The 19,832-nt window shown below is 58.3% G+C and carries 16 protein-coding genes; 9 read left to right on the top strand and 7 right to left on the bottom strand.

Annotation, left to right across the window (positions count from 1 at the left end):
• Positions 1–29 precede the first annotated feature (29 nt).
• The 3 genes from gatB to gatC form a co-directional block, all read right to left on the bottom strand.
• Positions 30–1,484 carry an Asp-tRNA(Asn)/Glu-tRNA(Gln) amidotransferase subunit GatB gene (gene gatB / locus E4T21_RS12240; protein WP_149285254.1) on the bottom strand — a complete coding sequence of 485 codons (1,455 nt, stop codon included), beginning with the start codon at positions 1,482–1,484 and terminating at the stop codon, positions 30–32.
• Positions 1,484–2,944, bottom strand: coding sequence for an Asp-tRNA(Asn)/Glu-tRNA(Gln) amidotransferase subunit GatA (gene gatA, locus E4T21_RS12235; protein ID WP_149287185.1), 1,461 nt, complete (start codon positions 2,942–2,944; stop codon positions 1,484–1,486). The genes gatB and gatA overlap by 1 nt, the downstream gene beginning before the upstream one ends.
• 243 nt (positions 2,945–3,187) lie before the next feature.
• Positions 3,188–3,475: an Asp-tRNA(Asn)/Glu-tRNA(Gln) amidotransferase subunit GatC gene (gene gatC / locus E4T21_RS12230; RefSeq protein ID WP_149285253.1), complete on the bottom strand. Its 288-nt coding sequence runs from the start codon at positions 3,473–3,475 to the stop codon at positions 3,188–3,190.
• Between the two features lie 174 nt (positions 3,476–3,649).
• Here gatC and E4T21_RS12225 point away from each other — a divergent pair, with 174 nt between their 5' ends.
• The 7 genes from E4T21_RS12225 (at position 3,650) to tldD (ending at position 13,866) form a co-directional block, all read left to right on the top strand.
• Positions 3,650–4,687 (top strand): rod shape-determining protein, encoded by a 1,038-nt coding sequence (locus E4T21_RS12225; protein ID WP_149285252.1) that lies wholly within the window; start codon positions 3,650–3,652, stop codon positions 4,685–4,687.
• 149 nt (positions 4,688–4,836) lie between these two features.
• The gene (gene mreC, locus E4T21_RS12220) at positions 4,837–5,739 is read left to right on the top strand and encodes a rod shape-determining protein MreC (protein WP_149285250.1); all 903 of its coding nucleotides are present in this window, start codon (positions 4,837–4,839) and stop codon (positions 5,737–5,739) included.
• On the top strand, positions 5,739–6,227 hold the full coding sequence (gene mreD / locus E4T21_RS12215; protein ID WP_149285248.1) for a rod shape-determining protein MreD: 489 nt from the start codon (positions 5,739–5,741) through the stop codon (positions 6,225–6,227). The genes mreC and mreD overlap by 1 nt, the downstream gene beginning before the upstream one ends.
• A 7-nt stretch (positions 6,228–6,234) precedes the next feature.
• Positions 6,235–6,852, top strand: a complete 618-nt coding sequence (locus E4T21_RS12210; RefSeq protein WP_240349122.1) for a Maf family protein — start codon at positions 6,235–6,237, stop codon at positions 6,850–6,852.
• A 117-nt stretch (positions 6,853–6,969) separates the two neighbouring features.
• Positions 6,970–8,433, top strand: coding sequence for a ribonuclease G (rng, locus tag E4T21_RS12205; RefSeq protein WP_149285244.1), 1,464 nt, complete (start codon positions 6,970–6,972; stop codon positions 8,431–8,433).
• A 4-nt stretch (positions 8,434–8,437) separates the two neighbouring features.
• Positions 8,438–12,418 carry a YhdP family phospholipid transporter gene (locus E4T21_RS12200; RefSeq protein ID WP_149285242.1) on the top strand — a complete coding sequence of 1,327 codons (3,981 nt, stop codon included), beginning with the start codon at positions 8,438–8,440 and terminating at the stop codon, positions 12,416–12,418.
• Positions 12,415–13,866 carry a metalloprotease TldD gene (gene tldD, locus E4T21_RS12195; protein ID WP_149285241.1) on the top strand — a complete coding sequence of 484 codons (1,452 nt, stop codon included), beginning with the start codon at positions 12,415–12,417 and terminating at the stop codon, positions 13,864–13,866. Before E4T21_RS12200 ends, tldD begins: the two co-directional genes overlap by 4 nt.
• 91 nt (positions 13,867–13,957) lie before the next feature.
• Here the strand turns inward: tldD and yjgA are convergent, their stop codons facing one another.
• Positions 13,958–14,464 carry a ribosome biogenesis factor YjgA gene (gene yjgA, locus E4T21_RS12190; RefSeq protein ID WP_149285239.1) on the bottom strand — a complete coding sequence of 169 codons (507 nt, stop codon included), beginning with the start codon at positions 14,462–14,464 and terminating at the stop codon, positions 13,958–13,960.
• Positions 14,465–14,655: 191 nt separating this feature from the next.
• Between yjgA and pmbA the strand changes: the two genes are divergently transcribed.
• A complete protein-coding gene (gene pmbA, locus E4T21_RS12185; RefSeq protein WP_149285238.1) occupies positions 14,656–15,996 on the top strand; it encodes a metalloprotease PmbA in 1,341 nt (446 codons plus the stop codon).
• A 120-nt stretch (positions 15,997–16,116) separates the two neighbouring features.
• Here the strand turns inward: pmbA and E4T21_RS12180 are convergent, their stop codons facing one another.
• Entirely contained in the window at positions 16,117–17,529 is a 1,413-nt protein-coding gene (locus E4T21_RS12180; protein ID WP_149285236.1) for an aminotransferase-like domain-containing protein, read from the bottom strand.
• Positions 17,530–17,650: 121 nt separating this feature from the next.
• Here E4T21_RS12180 and E4T21_RS12175 point away from each other — a divergent pair, with 121 nt between their 5' ends.
• Positions 17,651–18,250, top strand: a complete 600-nt coding sequence (locus E4T21_RS12175) for a LysE family translocator (RefSeq protein WP_149285234.1) — start codon at positions 17,651–17,653, stop codon at positions 18,248–18,250.
• A gap of 95 nt (positions 18,251–18,345) precedes the next feature.
• On the opposite strand, the gene E4T21_RS12170 is transcribed toward E4T21_RS12175, so the two are convergent.
• A complete protein-coding gene (locus tag E4T21_RS12170; RefSeq protein ID WP_149285232.1) occupies positions 18,346–18,735 on the bottom strand; it encodes an MliC family protein in 390 nt (129 codons plus the stop codon).
• A gap of 183 nt (positions 18,736–18,918) precedes the next feature.
• Positions 18,919–19,830: a hydroxymethylglutaryl-CoA lyase gene (locus tag E4T21_RS12165; protein ID WP_149285230.1), complete on the bottom strand. Its 912-nt coding sequence runs from the start codon at positions 19,828–19,830 to the stop codon at positions 18,919–18,921.
• Between the last annotated feature and the right edge of the window lie 2 nt (positions 19,831–19,832).

Raw genomic sequence — 19,832 nt, 5'->3', positions numbered from 1 at the left:
AATCAATCGTTTCATTTGGCATAATCACATCAGCACAAGGCATCGAGTTTTGCTTTCAGCAGGGCATTGACCTGCTGTGGGTTGGCTGTGCCACGTGAGGCTTTCATGACCTGGCCAACAAAGTAACCGATCATCTTGCCGCGCTTGTCCGGTTCAGCATCACGATACTGGGCCAACTGAGCAGGACTATCGGCGATTACCTGATCGACCATGGTTTCAATGGCTCCGGTATCAGTAACCTGTTTCAAGCCCTTGGCCTCGATAATGGCGTCGGCACTTTCGGCTTCTCCATTCCACAGGGCTTGAAAGACCTGTTTGGCGGCCTTGCCGCTGATGGTAGAGTCAATCACTCTTGCGACCAATCCTCCGAGCGCTTCTGCCGTCACTGGGCTGTCGGCGATATCCAGATTGTCTCGATTGAGCGCTCCGGAAAGCTCGCCCTGTACCCAGTTGGCTGCCTGCTTGGCATCGCCGCATACATCCTTGACCCGCTCGAAGTATTCGGCGGTCTCGCGACTAGAGGACAGTACGCCGGCATCATAGGCGGAAAGTCCTAATTCATTCAGGAAGCGTGCGCGCTTTTCGGCGGGTAACTCCGGAAGTGTCTCGCGGAGATGATCCACATAGGCATTGTCTACCACCACTGGCAGCAGGTCAGGGCAGGGGAAGTAGCGATAATCGTTGGCTTCTTCCTTGGTGCGCATGCCGCGGGTTTCGTCTGCGTCAGGGTCGTACAGGCGAGTTTCCTGGATTACTTCACCGCCGTCCTCAATCAATTCGATCTGGCGCTCCACCTCATAGGCGATGGCGCGTTCGACGAAACGGAAGGAGTTGACGTTCTTGATTTCGGCACGAGTGCCGAAAGCTTCCTGACCCTTGGGGCGTACCGACACGTTGACATCGCAGCGCATGGAGCCTTCGGCCATGTTGCCATCGGAAATACCCAGATAGGTGACGATGGAGTGGATGGCCTTGAGGTAAGCGGCGGCTTCCTTGGCCGAGCGCATGTCTGGTTCGGAAACGATCTCCAGCAATGGCGTGCCAGCGCGATTGAGGTCAATGCCGGTCATGCCATGGAAATCCTCGTGCAAAGACTTGCCCGCATCTTCCTCGAGGTGGGCATGATGCACACGAATGACTTTGGAGCTGCCGTCATCCAGGAGGATCTCCACTTCGCCGCGGCCGACGATAGGGTGATACATCTGGCTGGTCTGGTAGCCCTTGGGCAGATCCGGGTAGAAGTAGTTCTTGCGGTCGAAGATCGACACCTCAGGAATGTCAGCGTTGATCCCGAGACCGAATTTCAGTGCCATGGCAACGGCCTGTTCATTGAGAACAGGAAGGACACCAGGCAAGCCCAGGTCAACGGCGTTGGCTTGGGTATTGGGCTCTGCACCAAATGCTGTGGAAGAGCCCGAAAAGATCTTGGATTGAGTGGCAAGCTGGACATGCACTTCCAGCCCGATCACGGTTTCCCATTGCATCAGGCGTTCTCCTCGGCGAACTCGGGGCGGCGCAGGTGCCAGTCGGTAGATTGCTGGAATTGATGAGCAACATTGAGCAGGCGAGCCTCGGCGAAATGGGTACCGAGAATCTGCAAGCCTACGGGGCGACCGTTGGAGAAGCCAGCTGGGACGCTGATGCCAGGAATGCCCGCCAGGTTGATGGCGATGGTGTAGATATCTTGCAGATACATGGACACCGGGTCCTTCTTGGCGCCCAGGTCAAAGGCCGGTGTCGGAGTGGCGGGCCCCATCAGAACATCGACTTCTTCAAAGGCATCGAGAAAGTCCTGATGAATGAGACGCCGAACCTGCTGGGCTTTCTTGTAGTAGGCATCGAAGAAGCCTTCCGACAGGGTATGAGTGCCAATCAGGATACGACGCTTGACCTCTTCTCCGAAGCCTTCAGCGCGTGTGCGCTTGTACAGGTCGATCAGGTCAGTGGGGTTCTCGCAGCGATGGCCGAAACGTACACCGTCATAGCGTGACAGGTTGGAGGATGCCTCTGCGGGGGCAATGACATAGTACGCAGGAATGGCGTAGGAGGTATGCGGCAGGCTGACCTCACGCACAGTGGCGCCAAGACCTTCGAATACCTTGATGGCATCCTGAATGGCATTGCCGACATCGGCGGCCAGACCTTCTCCGAAGTATTCCTTGGGCAAGCCAATTTTGAGGCCAGCCAGCGGTGCGGAAAGTTCTTCGCTGTAATTCGGTACACCCCGAGCGATGCTGGTGGAATCACGGGAGTCATGGCCGGCGATGGCATTCATCAGCAGCGCGCAGTCTTCTGCGCTGCGAGCCATGGGGCCGCCCTGGTCCAGACTGGAGGCATAGGCGATCATGCCGTAGCGCGAGACGCGACCATAGGTTGGCTTGAGTCCGGTAATGCCGCAGTAGGCAGCGGGCTGGCGGATGGAGCCACCGGTGTCAGTGCCCATGGCGGCAGGTACCAGGCCGGCTGCTACGGCTGCGGCACTGCCACCGGAGGAACCGCCAGGAACCGCGTTGAGATCCCAGGGGTTTTTCACTGCGCCGTAGAAGCTGGTCTCGTTGGAAGACCCCATGGCGAATTCGTCCATGTTGGTCTTGCCGAGGCTCACGGCGCCAGCAGCCTGAAGCTTCTCGACCACCGTGGCATCGTAAGGCGCTACGAAGCTGTCGAGCATCTTCGAGCCGCAGGTGGTCTTCACTCCTTTGGTGCAGAAAATGTCCTTGAGCGCGATGGGGGCGCCGGTAAGGGGGCCGGCTTCACCCTTGGCTCGGCATTGATCGGCATGATCGGCTGCTGCCAGAGCGTGGTCGGCGGTAACGGTGATGAAGCTGTTGAGTTGACCGTCAAGACGGTCGATACGCCCGAGCAGCTCTTGTGTCAGCTCGCGGCTGGAGACCGTGCCGGCATCAAGAGCCTTGGCGGTCTCGGTCACTGTCATGTGGTGCAATTTATCAGTCATTTGGGAGGCCTGGCTTCCTGGGGTGTGGCTCCGAAGTGATCTGGTGCAAGCGTTGGATGATCGGGATCAACCTTTTGGCTTGCTCCTGGTCTGCCTATGGTCGGCTATCGTTCCGCATTGTTCATGTCGAGATGCCTGGTCAGATACTTGGCAGCGCTTTTAAAAGCAGCCTCCATGAGGGCGGCTGCTTTTTTGCAACAGTGTGCTTTCCTTGCCGACTGCCTGATGACTTCACTCGACAACACGGGGCACCAGATAGAGGCCGTTCTCGACTTGAGGGGCGCAGCGTTGATATTCATCACGCAGGCTGGTCTCGGTGACCTCATCGGCGCGTAGACGCTGAGTTGCCTCAAGTGGGTGGGCAAGGGGGGCTACACCCTCGGTATCCAGAGATTGCAGTTGGTCAACCATTTCGAGGATTCTACGGATATCATCGAGATAGTGTGCTGCATCGCTCTCGGAAAGGTCGATCCGGGCCAGATGTGCGGCGCGGAGGACTTCGGCGTGTTCAAGCGCCATGGTCGTGTTCCTCACAGGAGGTTCGCTGAAATGACCGCAAAAGGTACCACATTCGAGACGTGTCTGGCAGAGTCATAAAGCAATGTATAGCGTTCCTGGCGCTTGCCGCAAAGGGGGGGCAGTGATACCGTTTGCATCCGCACAGGTTTCCGGTCTGCACTAGGTATCGTCTCCATGTTCAAACGTTTAAGAGGTGTGTTCTCCAGCGATCTGTCGATCGATTTGGGAACGGCCAATACGCTCATTTATGTGCGCCATCGCGGCATCGTGCTGGACGAGCCGTCTGTCGTGGCCATTCGGCAGTCGGGTAATATGCGCAGTGTGGCTGCGGTGGGTTCCGATGCCAAGCGTATGCTGGGTCGCACCCCCGGAAACATTACCGCCATACGCCCGATGAAGGACGGCGTGATTGCCGACTTCACTGTGACTGAGCAGATGCTTCAGTACTTCATTCGCAAGGTTCACCAGAGCACATTCCTGACGCCTAGCCCGCGAGTGCTGGTGTGTGTGCCTTGCATGTCGACGCAGGTCGAGCGTCGCGCCATCAAGGAATCGGCCGAGGGCGCGGGTGCCCGCGAAGTGTTCCTGATCGAAGAGCCGATGGCTGCCGCCATTGGTGCAGGGCTTCCGGTCGAAGAAGCTCAGGGATCCATGGTCGTCGATATTGGTGGCGGAACCAGTGAGATCGCCATCATTTCCCTCAACGGGGTGGTCTATTCCGAGTCCATTCGTGTTGGTGGCGACCGTTTCGACGAAGCGATCAGTTCCTACGTTCGTCGCCACTATGGCAGCCTGATCGGTGAAGCCACGGCCGAACGTATCAAGGAAGAAATTGGTTGTGCCTACCCAGGTGGTGAGCTGCGCGAGATCGATGTGCGTGGCCGTAACCTGGCTGAAGGCATTCCGCGTAGCTTTACGCTCAATTCCCACGAAATTCTCGATGCTCTGCAGGAACCCCTGAGTTCCATCGTGTCTGCCGTCAAGAGTGCTCTGGAGCAGTCTCCGCCTGAGCTGGCTTCGGATATTGCCGAGCGTGGCCTGGTGCTTACCGGCGGTGGTGCCTTGCTGCGTGATCTGGATAAGCTGATTGCGGAAGAAACCGGTTTGCCTGTGGTTGTGGCTGATGATCCATTGACCTGTGTTGCCCGTGGTGGTGGCAAGGCGCTGGAAATGATTGATCAGCGCACCTTTGAGCTGCTCTCCAGCGACTGATCCCGTCTGGTTGTCGCATAGCCTTTGCCGTGGCGAAGGCTACGGCAGGAGAGAAGGGCGTCCTGGCAACGGTCGACCTTTGAGGTTTTCGTAAGGGGAGTTGGATTATCAAACCGCTGTTCTCGCACGGCTCAGTGCCTGGTTATCGCATGCTGATCTGTGCGGTGATGGCTGGGGCGCTGATGTTCGTTGACACTCACTTCACCCGGATGGAGTCGTTGCGTGCCCAGTTGTCGACCCTGGTGGCACCGATTCAGTGGGTGGTGAGCTTGCCCAGTGATGTACTCAACTGGGGCTCCCTGGCGCTGTCTGATCAGCGTGCTCTGCTCGAAGAGAACAGCCGTCTCCGTGAACAGTTGCTGACCTTGTCCCAGCGTGTTCAGCTGATGGCAAGCCTTACTGCTGAAAATGTTCGCTTGCGTGAGCTCCTGGGAGCTGCCCAGGAGCACGATGTTCCCTATCTGACTGCCAAGCTGCTGTCGCTTGACCCAGACCCGTTCACCCATCAGATCGTCATTGATCGTGGCCGCCGGGATGGTGTCTACATGGGACAACCGGTGATGGATGCGTCCGGTATCGCGGGCCAGGTCAGTGAAACTTCCGCCTACTCGAGCCGTGTGCTGCTGCTGACGGACGCCAGCCATGCGTTGCCTATTCAGGTGAATCGCAATGGTCTGCGCTTCATCATTCAGGGTACGGGCAATTACAACGACCTCCAGGTACTGCATGTGCCGGATAGTGCCGATATTCGTGAGGGTGACCTGCTGGTCACTTCTGGCATAGGCGGCCGTTTCCCGGGAGGATATCCGGTCGCGCGTATCACTGAGGTGGTTCATGGCTCCGGAGGGCCCTTTGCCAAGGTGAGCGCCAAGCCGGTTGCCCAGCTACAACGTTCGCGGCATTTCCTTTTGCTGTTTCCGCCACATCCTGCACTGGATGTGAGTGAGGGGCGCTGGCACCCTGATCTGGATCCTCTGGCTGTAAAGGCTGCCATTCGATTGGGTGAGTGGTTGTCACCTCCGCCTGTCGAGAAAAAGAAAGAGGAGGAGTGATGGCGGCTGTCGCGCGTCTGAGTTTGTTATGGGTATGGCTGACTCTGCTGTTGGCCTTGTGTCTTCGGGTCATGCCCATGGCTGATGGTTGGCAGGTCTGGCGCCCTGACTGGCTCGGCTTGATGCTGCTCTACTGGTGCATGAAGCAGCCAGAGCGTGTCGGTGTGTTCCATGGCTTCATTCTGGGACTGTTGCTCGACCTGATCGAGGGTGCGCCATTGGGGCAGAATGCTTTGTCGCTATCGTTGCTGGCCTTCCTTAGTGCTCTGGTTTATCCACGCTTCCGCACCTACTCCTTGATTCAGCAGGCAGTGTTGATTTTTGTCCTGCTAGGCTTGGTGCAGCTTGTCAATCAATGGCTGAGAACCTTGTTCGGGCCATTCTCCATGCATCTTTCCTTTCTGCTACCGTCCTTGATCAGTGCTGCCTTATGGCCATGGTTGGCGACCCTGTTCAAGGCGCTGGGACGCCGGTCAGCCAATGAATGAATGCCACATGTCCAATGATGTCGCCATTCTGTGTCTGGCGTCGGCATCGCCACGCCGCCGTGAGCTGCTCGCATCCATTGGAGTAAAGGTCGAGGTGAGGCCGGTGGATATCGATGAGACCCCCTTGCCTGGAGAAGCCGCAGAGACCTATGTGGCACGTCTGGCGCGCGCCAAGGCCCTGGCAGGCTCGATGCTCAGTGAGCTGGCTGTGCTCGGTTCCGATACGGCTGTGGTGTGTGATGGTGTCATTCTTGGCAAGCCCGAGAGTGAGCAGGATGCCTTTGCTATGCTGCGTATGCTTTCGGGGCGTCGCCACCAGGTGCTGACGGCGGTGGCCGTGGTGGGGGCCGCAGAAAGGGGCGAGCGAGACGTCATCGAGACTGTTGTGGTCAGTGAGGTCGAGATGCGACGTATCAGCGATGACGAGATCCACGCCTATTGGCATACTGGTGAGCCGCAGGACAAGGCAGGCAGCTATGCTATCCAGGGCCTGGCCTCGGTGTTCATCTCGCGCATCGAGGGTAGTCATTCTGCCGTGGTAGGGTTGCCACTGTTCGAGACCGCAGAACTGCTGGGCCGCCAGGGTGTGGTGCTATGGCATGGAAGTGCCGTGACATCAAAGTGATGTCTGGCCCGTTGACCTGTCGTAAAAATCAGCAGGGATTTGACTTTAGCACAGGGCTCGGAGTGGCCTTGTTCTATGTCATAATGCTGTGAGACTTTTCTGGACAAGGACAGCTGCATGAGTGGTGAAGTGCTCATCAACCTGACGCCAATGGAAACTCGTGTTGCTGTAGTGGAGAACGGAGTTCTCCAGGAAGCTTTCATCGAACGAGCACGACGGCGTGGTATCGTCGGTAATATTTATCAGGGGCGTGTGGTCCGTGTGTTGCCAGGGATGCAGGCAGCCTTTATCGATATTGGTCTGGAACGGGCCGCCTTTATCCATGCCCATGACATCGCTGCGCCGGGAGCATCTTCCGAGGAACAGCCATCCATTGCCCATCTGCTTCATGAAGGACAATCCCTGGTCGTTCAGGTGACCAAGGACCCTATCGGCTCCAAAGGAGCCCGTCTGACCACGCATCTCTCGGTACCTTCTCGTTATCTGGTATATATGCCGGATTCGCCGCATAACGGCGTATCCCAGCGTATTGAAGACGAAACCGAGCGCGAGCGCTTGCGAGAGCTGGTCGATACGGCAGCTACCGAACAGGCGTTAGAGGTCAGTGGCGGCTTCATCGTGCGTACCGCTGCTGAAGGGGTCAGCCTCGATGAAATGACAGCGGACATGAATTTTCTGCTGCGCCTGTGGCGCAAGGTCAGTGAGCGCAAGATCACGGCGCCGGCTCCCAGTGTCATTTACGACGATCTGCCGCTGTTCATGCGCACCCTACGTGACGTGATGCGTGACGATATCGAGAAAGTGCGCATCGACTCACGGGAAAATTATGTCAAGTTGGTAGAGTTCGCCGAAGAATTCATGCCCAACGCCGTGAACCGTATCGAGCACTATGCCGGGGAGCGCCCAATCTTCGATCTGTTCAGTGTCGAGGATGAAATCCAGAAAGCCTTGGCACGCAAGGTTCAGCTCAAGTCCGGTGGTTATCTGGTCATAGATCCCACTGAGGCAATGACGACCATCGACGTGAATACGGGAGGCTATGTCGGCCACCGGAATCTTGAAGAGACCATCTTCAAGACCAACCTCGAAGCTGCCACGGCTATTGCCCGTCAGCTTCGCCTGCGCAACCTCGGTGGCATCATCATCATCGATTTCATCGATATGGTGGACCCTGAACATCAGCGCCAAGTCCTGCGTATGCTGGAAAAGTCCCTTGAGCGGGATCACGCCAAGACCAAGTGCACCGGGGTGACCGAGCTTGGGCTGGTGCAACTGACGCGCAAGCGCACCAGGGAAAGCCTGGAACAGACTCTGTGCGAACCCTGTCCGTCCTGCCAGGGGCGCGGTACTTTGAAGACTGCCGAGTCCGTGTGCTATGAGATCTTTCGTGAGATTCTGCGAGAAGAGCGAGCCTACAATGCTGAGACCTATGCCGTTCTGGCGTCTCAGTCCGTGGTCGACCGATTGCTCGACGAAGAGTCGGCGGCAGTGGCGGATTTGGAGGAGTTTATCGGCAAGACCATCCGCTTTCAGGTTGAAACGCAGTATTCCCAGGAGCAGTACGATATCGTGCTGATGTGATGCGATGGCGCCGTTTCGCTTGTTGACGCGCTGGCTGTTGACGCTTATCGCAGTGGGGTTGGCCCTGGTCGCACTGCTGCTGGTCGTGGTGCGTCTTTCCTTGGGACAGGTCGACCACCTCCAGCAACGCTTGGTCGATCTTGTCGATCTGCGCTTCAGGGCCGATGCCAGCATTGGTTATCTGGATGGCTCCCTCGAAGGGGTTGATCCTCGCCTGGCGATGGATGACCTGAAACTCAGTGTCGGCACGGGGGTGGAAGAGCAGCCCCTGATCGAAGTCCGTCACGGAGAAGTGCGCCTGGATACTTCGGCCAGCCTGGCCCAAGGGGTGCCAGTGGCGGAGAACCTGCATCTCAGTGGGGTGACGCTGCACCTCTATCAGGATGATGAACAGCGTTGGCGCTGGCCTGATCCTGCCCGAATTCCTCCTGAGTTGATGCCCCAAAGTACCTTTAGCCTGGATCGCATCGACTTCTGGGTCGGTGTGTTGCTGCAACAGCGGGCATGGGTTGACGACCTGAAACTCGTTTTGCACCGCGATGATGGCACTACCGTGATAAAGGCCCCCCGCCTGCTGATCGCCGGTGACGATACCAATACCCATGTGGAGGGGGAAGTCTTCATTGAAGGTCTGGATGGAGAAGCGATTCAGGTGGCGATGAGCCTGGCGCCTGGTCAGGAAGGTGACAAGAGTTTTTCCGCAGCCCTGCAGGGTCGCATGCAGCTCGATAGCTTGGCGGTGTTGTCGCAGCTACTGGGTATCGACCATGTGGTGCGCCTGGATGAAGCGAGTGGTCAGGCTGAGATCTGGGGGCGTTGGGAGCAGGGCCGTCTGGCCGATGCGCGCTTGAATGTCAACGCGCCCAGCCTGGTATTGAATCAGCAGGCACGTCTCCAGGTTCAGGAGGAAGAGGATCCCGGTGTGGCGGGCACTGATACCGTTACCGAGCAGGATGCATCAGAAGCAACAGAAGAAGTCGTGTTGCCTCCTGAGGGGATTGTCTTTACCAATGCCCAGTTGCGTGCACAGTGGCTGCGTCGTGGAGCAGAGGATTGGGAGGCATGGGTAGAAGGTCACTCCGAACATGTGGAGTGGACGGGAAGTGATGGCCAGGAAGCTCCAGAAGGCAAGCCCGTACCACGTCATTGGCATATCATGAGCCGTTCTGATGGCTGGTGGGCCAATGCCTCGGGGTTCGAGCTGGCTGCGCTAGCCCAATGGCGCGAGCGAGTAAGGCTGCCGGAAGGGCTGGAGAGAGCTGTGGATGCCCTCAAGCCTAGAGGGCAGGTGACGGGGCTGGGCTTCGGACGACTTGATGGGGAGTGGAAGGCCCGGGTAGCGGCTACCCAGGTAGAAGTCGATCCGTGGGAAAGTGCTCCTGGAGGAGGCCCTCTGGATATATGGGTAGAGTCCGAGGGAACCCGAGGGCATGTTGACTTCGTGGATAGTGGCTCGGCACAGATGTCTTTTCCTGAGATCTTTCCTGAGCCACTGGCGCTGGACTATGCCAAGGGGCAAGTCGGGTGGTCCTATGACGGGCCGCGTACCTTCGTCAGTGGGCGAGATCTCCAGGTCGGTTGGCGTGATGCCAAAGTGGACGGCAATTTTGGCCTTGCCTTGGCCGAAGATCAGCGGGGAGGGTTCGGTCTTACTCTCCAGCTGCACGATGTTGATGCCGTCAAGCATCCTCTGGCCGATTGGTTGCCGTTGACCTTGTTGCGCCAGAAGGTGAGTGGTGAACTCACCGATTGGCTGACCAGCGGTCTGGCAGGGAGAGTGCCCGAGGGCAGCCTGCGTATCCACGTACCATTGCGTGAACAGGGCTCGTTGGCAGGGGCGAAGCTGGACCCCAGTCTGGAGTTGAACCTGGATGTCGTCGATGGACGCCTGCCTTATGCCGAAGGTTGGCCGGCATTGACCCATGTCAGCGGCCGCCTGTCCCTGGAAGACGAAAATCTTGAGGCTGATGTGGCACATGCCGAGAGCCACGGGGTCAAGGTCAAGGACGCCAAGGTTAAACTGACTGACGGGATACTGCATGTCGATGGCCCCTTGTCGGCATCACTTGATGACACCTTGTCGTTTCTGGCGGCCATGCCGGTGGATGGGGCCGAAGTGGCCGAGAGCTGGCGTGCTGAAGGCAACATGAACGGTACACTGGCATTGCGCCTTCCCATGGATGACATCGATGCACTGGAGTTGACAGTGGATTCCCAGGCGCAGGCATCCAAGGTAGAGCACTTGCTGACTGGCCTCTCCATTGACGATGTGTCTGGTCCATTGAAGTGGCAGCAGCGAGGCGAAAACGGCGGCATGCAGGGGCGTCTGCAAGGTCGCATGTTGGGTGGTCAGGTGCGTGCCGAGATGGATGGTGGTGATGTCATCGACTTTTCTGGCCGCAGTGATGCAAGTGAGCTGAGTGCCTGGGGAGGGTTGCCTGCCGGCAGCCTGATATCCGGCATCTTTCCCTGGCAGGGACAGTTCGATATTGAACAGCGCCAGTTGACGATCGACAGTGCTCTGGAGGGGCTGGGTATTGCGCTGCCTGCGCCGTTGGGCAAGAGCGCCAATGCCTCGAAGGCATTTCACCTGGATGTGGCCTTGAGAGATTCCGGCACCCAGTTGTCTGGTGCCCTGGGTGACCAGATTGGCATGCGTTGGCGTGAGCTGGAAGGCCAAGGCACTCAGCGTAGCCAGGGCCAGATATGGGTAGGACGCTCAGTGCCGCAGGCCTGGCCTTCATCGCCGGGATGGTCGGTATTGGCCTCATTGCCACGCCTTGACCTCAGTGCCTGGAGTGACGCCCTCAAGCCAGTGCTCTCTGGTGTGGATGCTTCAGCAGGTGGTGGCATGCCGCCTGTCAATCGACTGCACGCCGATACGCAATGTCTCAGTACCGGTACTCGTTGCCTCGGTTCGTTGTCACTGGATGCAGAACCTCATGGCCGAAACTGGCAAGTAACATTGGACGGCAGCCTGCTTGCCGGGCGCATTGACTACCAGCAAGGTGTCCTGCAGCCCCTGGATATTCATCTCCAGCGACTGAACCTGGATGACCTGATGGCTGAGGCGTCGGCGTCAGAGAAGGCTCCGATCAGTGGCTCAGTGGGGTCCGTGTATAGTGAGCTGGACCTGGGCGTGGATCCTGAGCCATATGCTCGTCGTCTGGGGGACTTGCCTCCAGGCAAGCTGGTCGTCGACAACATTGAGCGCCAGGGCAAGACCTTTGGTCCTTTCGTTGGCGAGTGGCGAGCCAGCAATGAGCGATTGTCGCTGGAACCACTGTCACTCGAACTCGGTGAGCTGACGGCCAGGGGCTCCATGATCTGGGAAGCTTCCGGCAGCAGCGACAGCCTGACACGGTCGCGTCTGGCCATTGATGGCGGTGATCCGGGAACGGCCCTGAAGGCACTGGGTCAGGCCGAGGCGGTACGCAGCAAGAAACTCCGGGTAGATAGCCAGTTGGCGTGGCCTGGGGCGCCTTGGCAGTTCGCCCTGGCGAATTCTCGGGGTAACTTGAGTGTAGACATGCAGGATGGCTCATTCGTCAACATCAATGCTCCTTCGGCCAAGGTCATTGGCCTGCTCAATGTCGATAACCTGCTGCGCCGCCTGCGCCTGGATTTTTCCGATGTGACACGCTCAGGCACGGCTTTCGACAGTGTCAAGGGAGCAGCAACCCTGTATGGTGGAGTATTGGAAACACAGGGACCCATCAAGATCAATGGGCCGGCCACCGACTTCACCCTAGAGGGCAATGCTGACCTGGCTCAGCGCCAGTTGGACCTGTCTCTGGGGGTCACCGTGCCGGTAAGCAACAATCTGCCCCTGGCTGCCGTGGTTGCCGGAGCGCCTCTGGTGGGCGGCGCCCTTTATGTGGCTGACATGATTCTTGGTGACGTCATCGACCGGGTGACGCGCATTCACTATCAGGTGCAGGGTCCCTGGACTGCACCACAGATTTCTCTGGAAAGTGCTCAATGACAGTTGAACGAACAACCTTCGACGAAGCAGTAGAAACACTGCTTGCCCCAGGTGGACTCGATCTGGACGCTCTCGATAGCGGCATTCGCCATGCTCTCGGTCCGGGAATCGATTACGCCGATCTTTACTTTCAGCGCGCCTGGAACGAGAGCTGGGTTCTGGAAGATGGCGAAGTGAAGGAAGCCAGCTACAACATCGACGGTGGTGTCGGTGTGCGTGCCATGGCCGGGGAAAAGACAGGTTTTGCCTATTCCAACCAGATCAATGCAGAGGCGCTGGCCGAGACGGGAAAAACCGCTGCAGGCATCGTGCGCAGTGGCAGCCTTCTAGACCAGGCTCCGCGCATCCAGGTGGGATATACCCCTCGCTATGCGGGCATCGACCCGTTGTCCGGCCTGTCCGCTGAAGACAAGGTGGCCATGCTCAAGCTGGCCGACAAGGTCGCTCGTGCAGCCGATCCTGCCGTCACGCAGGTCAGCGCTTCCCTGAGCAGCCTCTATGAAGTGGTGCTGGTGACGGCCAGCGATGGCACTCTGGCTGCCGATATTCGTCCTCTGGTGCGCTTCAATGTCAGTGTGATTGCAGTTCGCAATGGACGGCGCGAGCGTGGCAGTGCAGGTGGGGGCGGGCGATATCCCATGGCGCGTCTGCGCGATGAAGGTGCAGCCGAGACCTTTGCCAAGGAAGCCGTGCGCCAGGCACTGGTCAATCTGGAGGCCATCGACGCGCCTGCTGGACAGATGCCGGTGGTGTTGGGGGCTGGCTGGCCAGGCATTCTGTTGCACGAAGCCGTGGGGCATGGCCTGGAAGGCGATTTCAACCGCAAGGGCAGTTCTGCGTTTGCCGGTCGTATTGGTCAGCGTGTTGCGGCACCAGGGGTCACGGTGGTCGATGATGGCACCCTGACCGACCGTCGCGGTTCGCTGTCAGTGGATGATGAAGGTACGCCGAGCCAGTGCACCGTGTTGATCGAAGACGGCATCCTCACTGGCTACATGCAGGACAAGCTCAATGCGCGCCTGATGGGTATGCAGCCGACTGGTAACGCTCGTCGTGAATCCTTTGCCCACATGCCGATGCCGCGTATGACCAATACGTATATGCGTGCCGGCAAGGATGATCCGCAAGACATCATCAAGAGTGTGTCCAAGGGGCTCTATGCGGTGAGTTTTGGCGGCGGACAAGTGGATATCACTTCCGGCAAGTTCGTGTTCTCGGCCAGTGAAGCGTATTTGATCGAGGATGGCAAGATCACGACGCCGGTGAAAGGGGCCACGTTGATTGGCAATGGTCCAGAGGCCATGGGGCGGGTTTCCATGATCGGCCACGACATGGCGCTGGATACAGGAATTGGTGTCTGTGGCAAGGAAGGCCAGGGCGTGCCCGTAGGAGTTGGACAGCCCACGCTGAAACTGGATGAGCTGACTGTCGGCGGGACACAGTCGTAGGCTGATGCACGAGCTACGAGCTACGAGCTACGAGCTACGAGCTACGAGCTACGAGCTACGAGCTACGAGGCCCGTAGCTCGTAGCAGGCGGTTATAGACCGGCAGTATCGCGCATCAACTTGAACAGTCGTTTCTGGTTGGTTGGCGGCTTGTTCTGCTCGCGTTCCTTGCGGGCGTTGCGAATCAGTTGGCGCAGAGCTTGGCGGTCGGTATCCGGATATTCAGCGAGGAAGGCTTCCACGGCCTCATCGCCTTCTTCAATCAGGCGGTCGCGCCACTTTTCCAGGCGCGCGAAGGCATGTTCGCGATGGACCTGGGTTTGCTCGATCTCGTCGAATATTGCCTGAATGCCTTCGAGGTCTTCCTTGCGCATGAGCTTGCCGACGTACTGCATATGGCGCCGGCGAGCCTCGCGAGCGCGAATACGATCGGTTTCTTCGATGGCGCGCTTGAATTCGTCGGACAGCGGGAAACGTTCGCGCTCGGCTGGCTTCATGGCAATGAAGCGTTCGCCAAGCTCCTGCAGTTCATGCATTTCGCGCTTGAGCTGAGACTTGCTGGGGCGCTCATCGATAGTGGAGCGATCATCCTGGTTCATACCGGGTCCCTGGGTAAAGATACGGGGGAAATGAAATGGCCCCAAGTATACCAGCCGCACGGCCCGAGGGTGGAAATGCCAGGCAAGCACCGGCAAGCTGCTTTGTATGGGGCATTGTGGTCATGCCATTAGCCGCCGGGCGACAACAGATTGATGGGGCCGGAATAACCGGCCATGACAGGAGATGATTCATGACACAGGCGTTCGATGCCAAGGCGCAACAGCAGACGCTGGAAGACCGTGCCCAGAAAGCGTTGGAATTGGCCAGGCGCTTGGGGGCCGATGCTTGCGAAGTAGGTGCCAGCGTCGATCAGGGGATTGGTATCAGCGTACGCGAAGGCGATGTGGAGTCCGTGGAGTTATCGCGAGACCAAGGTATTGCCGTAACCGTCTACGTTGGCAAGCGCAAGGGTAGCGCTTCGTCCAGCGATGCCAATGATGCTTCCATTCAGAGCGTGGTGGAGCGTGCTCTGTCCATCGCCCGTTATACCGGTGAGGACTCGGCGGCAGGACTTGCCGATGCAGAGCTGATGGCGACAGAGTTTCCTGACCTGGATGTTCACCATCCATGGGAGCTGAGTACCGAACAGGCCGTCGAGCTGGCGCTTGCGTGCGAGAGTGCAGGGCTTGGCCAGGAAGGTATTCGCAGTTCCGATGGCGCTAGCCTGTCCAGTGGTGAAGGCGTGCGTGTCTATGCCAATAGCCATGGCTTTCTCGGTAGCCAGGCAGGTAGCCGTCACTCGTTGTCCTGCATGTTGATCGCAGAGAACGGCAATGGCATGCAGCGAGACTACGACTACACCAGCAGCCGCGACCCCAAGGAGTTGTGGACTCCTGAAACTGTTGGTCGCAATGCCGCCGAACGCACTTTGCGTCGCCTTGGGGGGCGGCGCCCTGCAACGGGCCGTTTCCCGGTCTTGTTTGATCCCAGCATGGCGAGCGGCCTGGTTGGGCACTTGATGTCCGCTATCTCCGGTGGTGCCATTTACCGGGATGCCTCCTTCCTCTGCGGTCGGCTGGAGGAATCATTGTTTCCTGAGTGGTTCAGCCTCGGGGAGATGCCCATGCTGATGCGTGGTACGGCCAGCAGCCCCTTCGATGGAGATGGTGTCCAGACCCGCGACAACATCTTTATCGATGCCGGCAGGTTGGCCAGTTACATGCTGTCAGCCTACAGTGCGCGTCGCCTGGGGCTGCAAACTACCGGCAATGCAGGGGGGGCGCGCAATGTGCGTATCAATGCGCCACTGCAGAGTCGCGAAGCGCTGTTGTCACGCATGGACCGCGGGATTCTGGTGACGGAGCTGATGGGGCAGGGGGTCAATGGCGTAACGGGAGATTATTCTCGCGGTGCGACTGGCTTCTGGGTCGAGAATGGCAAGATTCAGTACCCGGTGGAAGAGTTCACGATTGCCGGCAACTTGAGTCAGATGTTCTCGGGTCTGGCGGCGATTGGTGACGACATTGATACTCGCGGCAGCATCCATACCGGCAGCTGGTTGATCGATGAGATGACCATCGCTGGCGATTGAAGCCTGTTAGTCTCCTGACAGAATGAACCATCAAGCCCAGCGTTGTTGCCGCTGGGCTTGATGGTTCTGGGCCGTATGTTTCCTGATGAAGGCGTGAGGCACTGGCTCCATGACGTATGTCTACAGCGTACTCCAGGGAGAAGTGCCTTCATGTTCCAGCACTTCCAGGATGATGTTCAACGCGCGCTCCAGGGCATCGCGGCTATCCGGAGAGCCAACGCATAGGCGCAGTGCCTGTGGGGCGGCTTCGCTCCCCGTGCAGAACGGTTCTGGCGTCGCGACACGAACACCAGCTTGATCGAGCAAGGCGTGCACTTCACTGGCGCGTCGGCCTTCTGGCAGAGGTAGCCACAGGTTGGAACCCCGTGCCAGGCCACGTGGGTGATACGCCGCCAGGCGCTGCTGGGCTAGTTTCTGGCGGAACTGGAGTTCTTCCACCTGCCAGTCATGGAGCTGCTGCGCGCGGGGAGAGGCGATCCAGCGACAGGCTGCTTCCACCATCAAAGGGGGTACCATCCAGGATTGGGCGCGCAATGCGCTTCCAAGTCGTTCTCGCAGCACATCCGGCACCTGCAAGGTGCCGACCCGCAATCCTCCTGACAGTAGTTTCGACGTACTGAAGATATGCAGGGTACGTTCGGGTGCCAGGTCTGCCATGGAGGTGCCTCGGTCTGCAGAGGGTACGTACTGAACGCTGTCCTCTATAATCCAGAAGTCGTGCCTCCTGGCGAGCTCAGCCAGTTGGATGCGCCTTTCTTCTGTCAACTGGGCTCCCGTGGGGTTGTTCTGATCCGGGGTGACATAGACCAGGCTGGGTACCTGGCGTTGGCACAAGCGTTCCAGAGCCGCTATGTCCATACCGTATTCATCCAGCGGAATTCCCAGTGTCTTGAGATGTGCGTGACGTGCCGCGCTGTTGAAGCCGGGATAGGTCAAGGCATCGGCAGCCACCAGGTCGCCAGGGCGTGTGAGGATTCTCAGGCAGAGATCGATGCCATGCTGACCCCCCTGGGTCACGATCAATGAGCCAAACACCGGAAATGACAGGTTGTTGAGCCAGGCTGCGAGTGCCTGGCGGTGATGGGGCGTGCCAATGTCCGCTTGATATTCGCCGACTTCCGCAACGGTAGCAGGGTCGCTGGCGATGGAAGCCAATACTTCGCCAAGGCATTGCTGGCGCCAGGGGTGGGGAGGGGCGAAACTCAGGCTCATGTCGATGACGCCATCGCTGCATTCGCGTGGCTGCATGCCAAAGGCTGAGGCAGTGGACGAATCCTGGTCGCGGACATAGGTACCGCTGCCGACCCGAGACTGGACCCAGCCAAGATGATGGGCCTCGTTATAGGCGCGGGTGACGGTGCCGACGGTGACATTCAGCCGATCAGCCAACTGGCGTTGAGGAGGCAGTCTGTCTCCGGGGCTCAATTCGCCTGCTTCGATGGCCTTGCCGATGGACTCTGCAATCTGGCGATAGCGAGGAATGGCCTTGGCATCAGGCGCTGAAGCACCAAATTCCGGGACCCAGATTGTCATGGTGACAATAAAACCTTTGACGTAAAAATTGTACTCATTATGCTCAATATTCAGCGCTATTGATAGGCGTAGATATGTAAATTGTAGGGGTTTAATTCTAGAAAAGGTTGAGGAGACCGTTATGGAAGACTGGGCATTCCTGGTTCCCGCCGCGCTGTTCATGGTCTCCATGACCATCACTCCGGGACCCAACAATGTCATGCTCACGGCATCCGGGGCGAATTACGGTTTCATGCGTACGTTGCCGCACTTGTTTGGCATTCTGGCTGGCTGCTTTGTCTTGTTCGCCAGCATTGCCTTGGGGCTGGGCGTCGTGTTCGAGCGTTATCCCGCGGTGCAGAGCGTGCTCAAGGTAGTAGGCAGTGTGTATTTGCTGTATCTGGCCTGGAAGATCGCCACAGCCCCACCGCCTCAATTCAGAACGGAAGGTGCTCGCCCTTTGGACTTCTGGCAGGCAGCCGCTTTTCAGTTCGCAAATCCCAAGGCTTGGGTGATGGGAATTGCGCTGATGGCAGGGTTTTTACCAGAATCCGGTAACCCGTGGCTGAATGCGCTGTTGCTGGCAGGAGTGGCGGAATTGGTGGGCTTGCCCTGTATTGCACTGTGGGCGGGATTTGGTACGGCAATTGGCAGAGTGCTCAAGTCAGCCACCAGCTGGCGCTGGTTCAATGGCACCATGGGCGCCATGACGGCAGCCTGTGTGGTGATGATCCTGGGCTAGGCCAGTAGGGAGGCCGTTGTGAACTATGGCTAGAAACTCCCATAAAGCAGCCGGTGCGATGTTGCGCCGGCTGCGAAATATTTAGTGCTAAGGGTTCAGTAATTGGAAGTGAAACACCTGGCCGGAGCCATCTTGGGCATGGTGACAATAGCGGTCATCCCCTTGCCATTGAACTGATAGCGACCATCGGCAGAAACATAGTCCATTGCCATACCTGAAGCGCCATTTTGCGGCGCAAGCTCGATGCTTTGCCCATGACCGTTGAGATGCATCGTCGCTGTTTCCGGGGCCGTGAATTCCATGGTGAAGACACTGCCGCTGTCACAGGTGTAGATGGCAGTTCTTGCATTGAAGGTGTTGGTTTGGGCCAGTGTCGTCTGGGGCTTTGCGGCGGACTTTGTCTCTTGACGAGCATCGGATTGGCCCCCAGCGCAGCCTGCGAGGGTAATGGTCAGGGCAGTGGCAGCAAGCCAAGCGATTTTCATGCAGTGTCTCTCCTTGAGAAAGCGCCAAGACAAAATTCAGGCAACCACCTTGGGTGGCCGCGACATTCTAACCGATTCGATGGAAGTTCCGAATTCTGCTTGATTATCTGCCTCAGGGAAACGCTGTCGCATTCCAGGCTTCCCTGAGATGGGGGCTATCAACAAAAGCGCATGAGTTGCCGGTCAGCGGCTGGAAAGGGCGACTCCTGCCTTGGAGCGATTGGGGCGATTGATGGTGCGCGTCATCCAGTCACCTACTGCTGCGATGCGTTCCAGGTCCACACTGCACTGAATGCCCAGACCCTTGAGCAGATAGACCACATCTTCGGTAGCCACATTACCTGCAGCACCCTTGGCGTAGGGGCAGCCCCCAAGGCCTGCCACAGAACTGTCCACGACAGCCACTCCTTCTTCGAGCACTGCCATCAGGTTGGCCAATGCCTGGCCATAGGTATCGTGGAAGTGTGCGGCCAGGCGCTCCATGGGGACCTCCCTGGCCACGGCTTCGAGCATGCGCTTGGCCTTGAGCGGGGTTCCGGTACCGATGGTGTCGCCCAGCGAGACTTCATAACAGCCCATGTCATCCAAGGCTCTGGTCACCTGGGCGACCATGGCAGGAGAGATTTCTCCTTCGTAGGGACAGCCGAGCACGCAGGAGACATAGCCGCGCACTCGTACGCCTTCGGCACGTGCACGTTCGACAACCGGTGCGAAGCGCTCCAGAGACTCGGCGATGGAGCAGTTGATATTCTTCTGCGAGAACGATTCGGATGCGGCGCCGAATACCGCGACTTCCTGAACCCCTGAGGCGAGGGCTTCTTCCAGGCCTTTCAGGTTTGGGGTCAGCGCGGAATAGTTGATGTCTGGGCGACCCTTGCCTTCATGCATCAAGGCTCGCATGACCTGGCTGTGGTCGGCCATCTGTGGTACCCATTTGGGTGATACAAAACTGGCCGCTTCAATATGGGTATGGCCGGCATCGGCCAGGCGCTCGATCAGCTCCAGCTTGATCTCGGTGGAAATCGGCTCAGGTTCATTCTGTAAACCGTCGCGAGGACCGACTTCGACCAGGCGCACAGAAGCGGGTAGGGCCATGA

The organism is Halomonas binhaiensis, assembly GCF_008329985.2.
Classification (GTDB): domain Bacteria; phylum Pseudomonadota; class Gammaproteobacteria; order Pseudomonadales; family Halomonadaceae; genus Halomonas; species Halomonas binhaiensis.
This window is presented reverse-complemented; position numbering and strand designations above follow the sequence as displayed.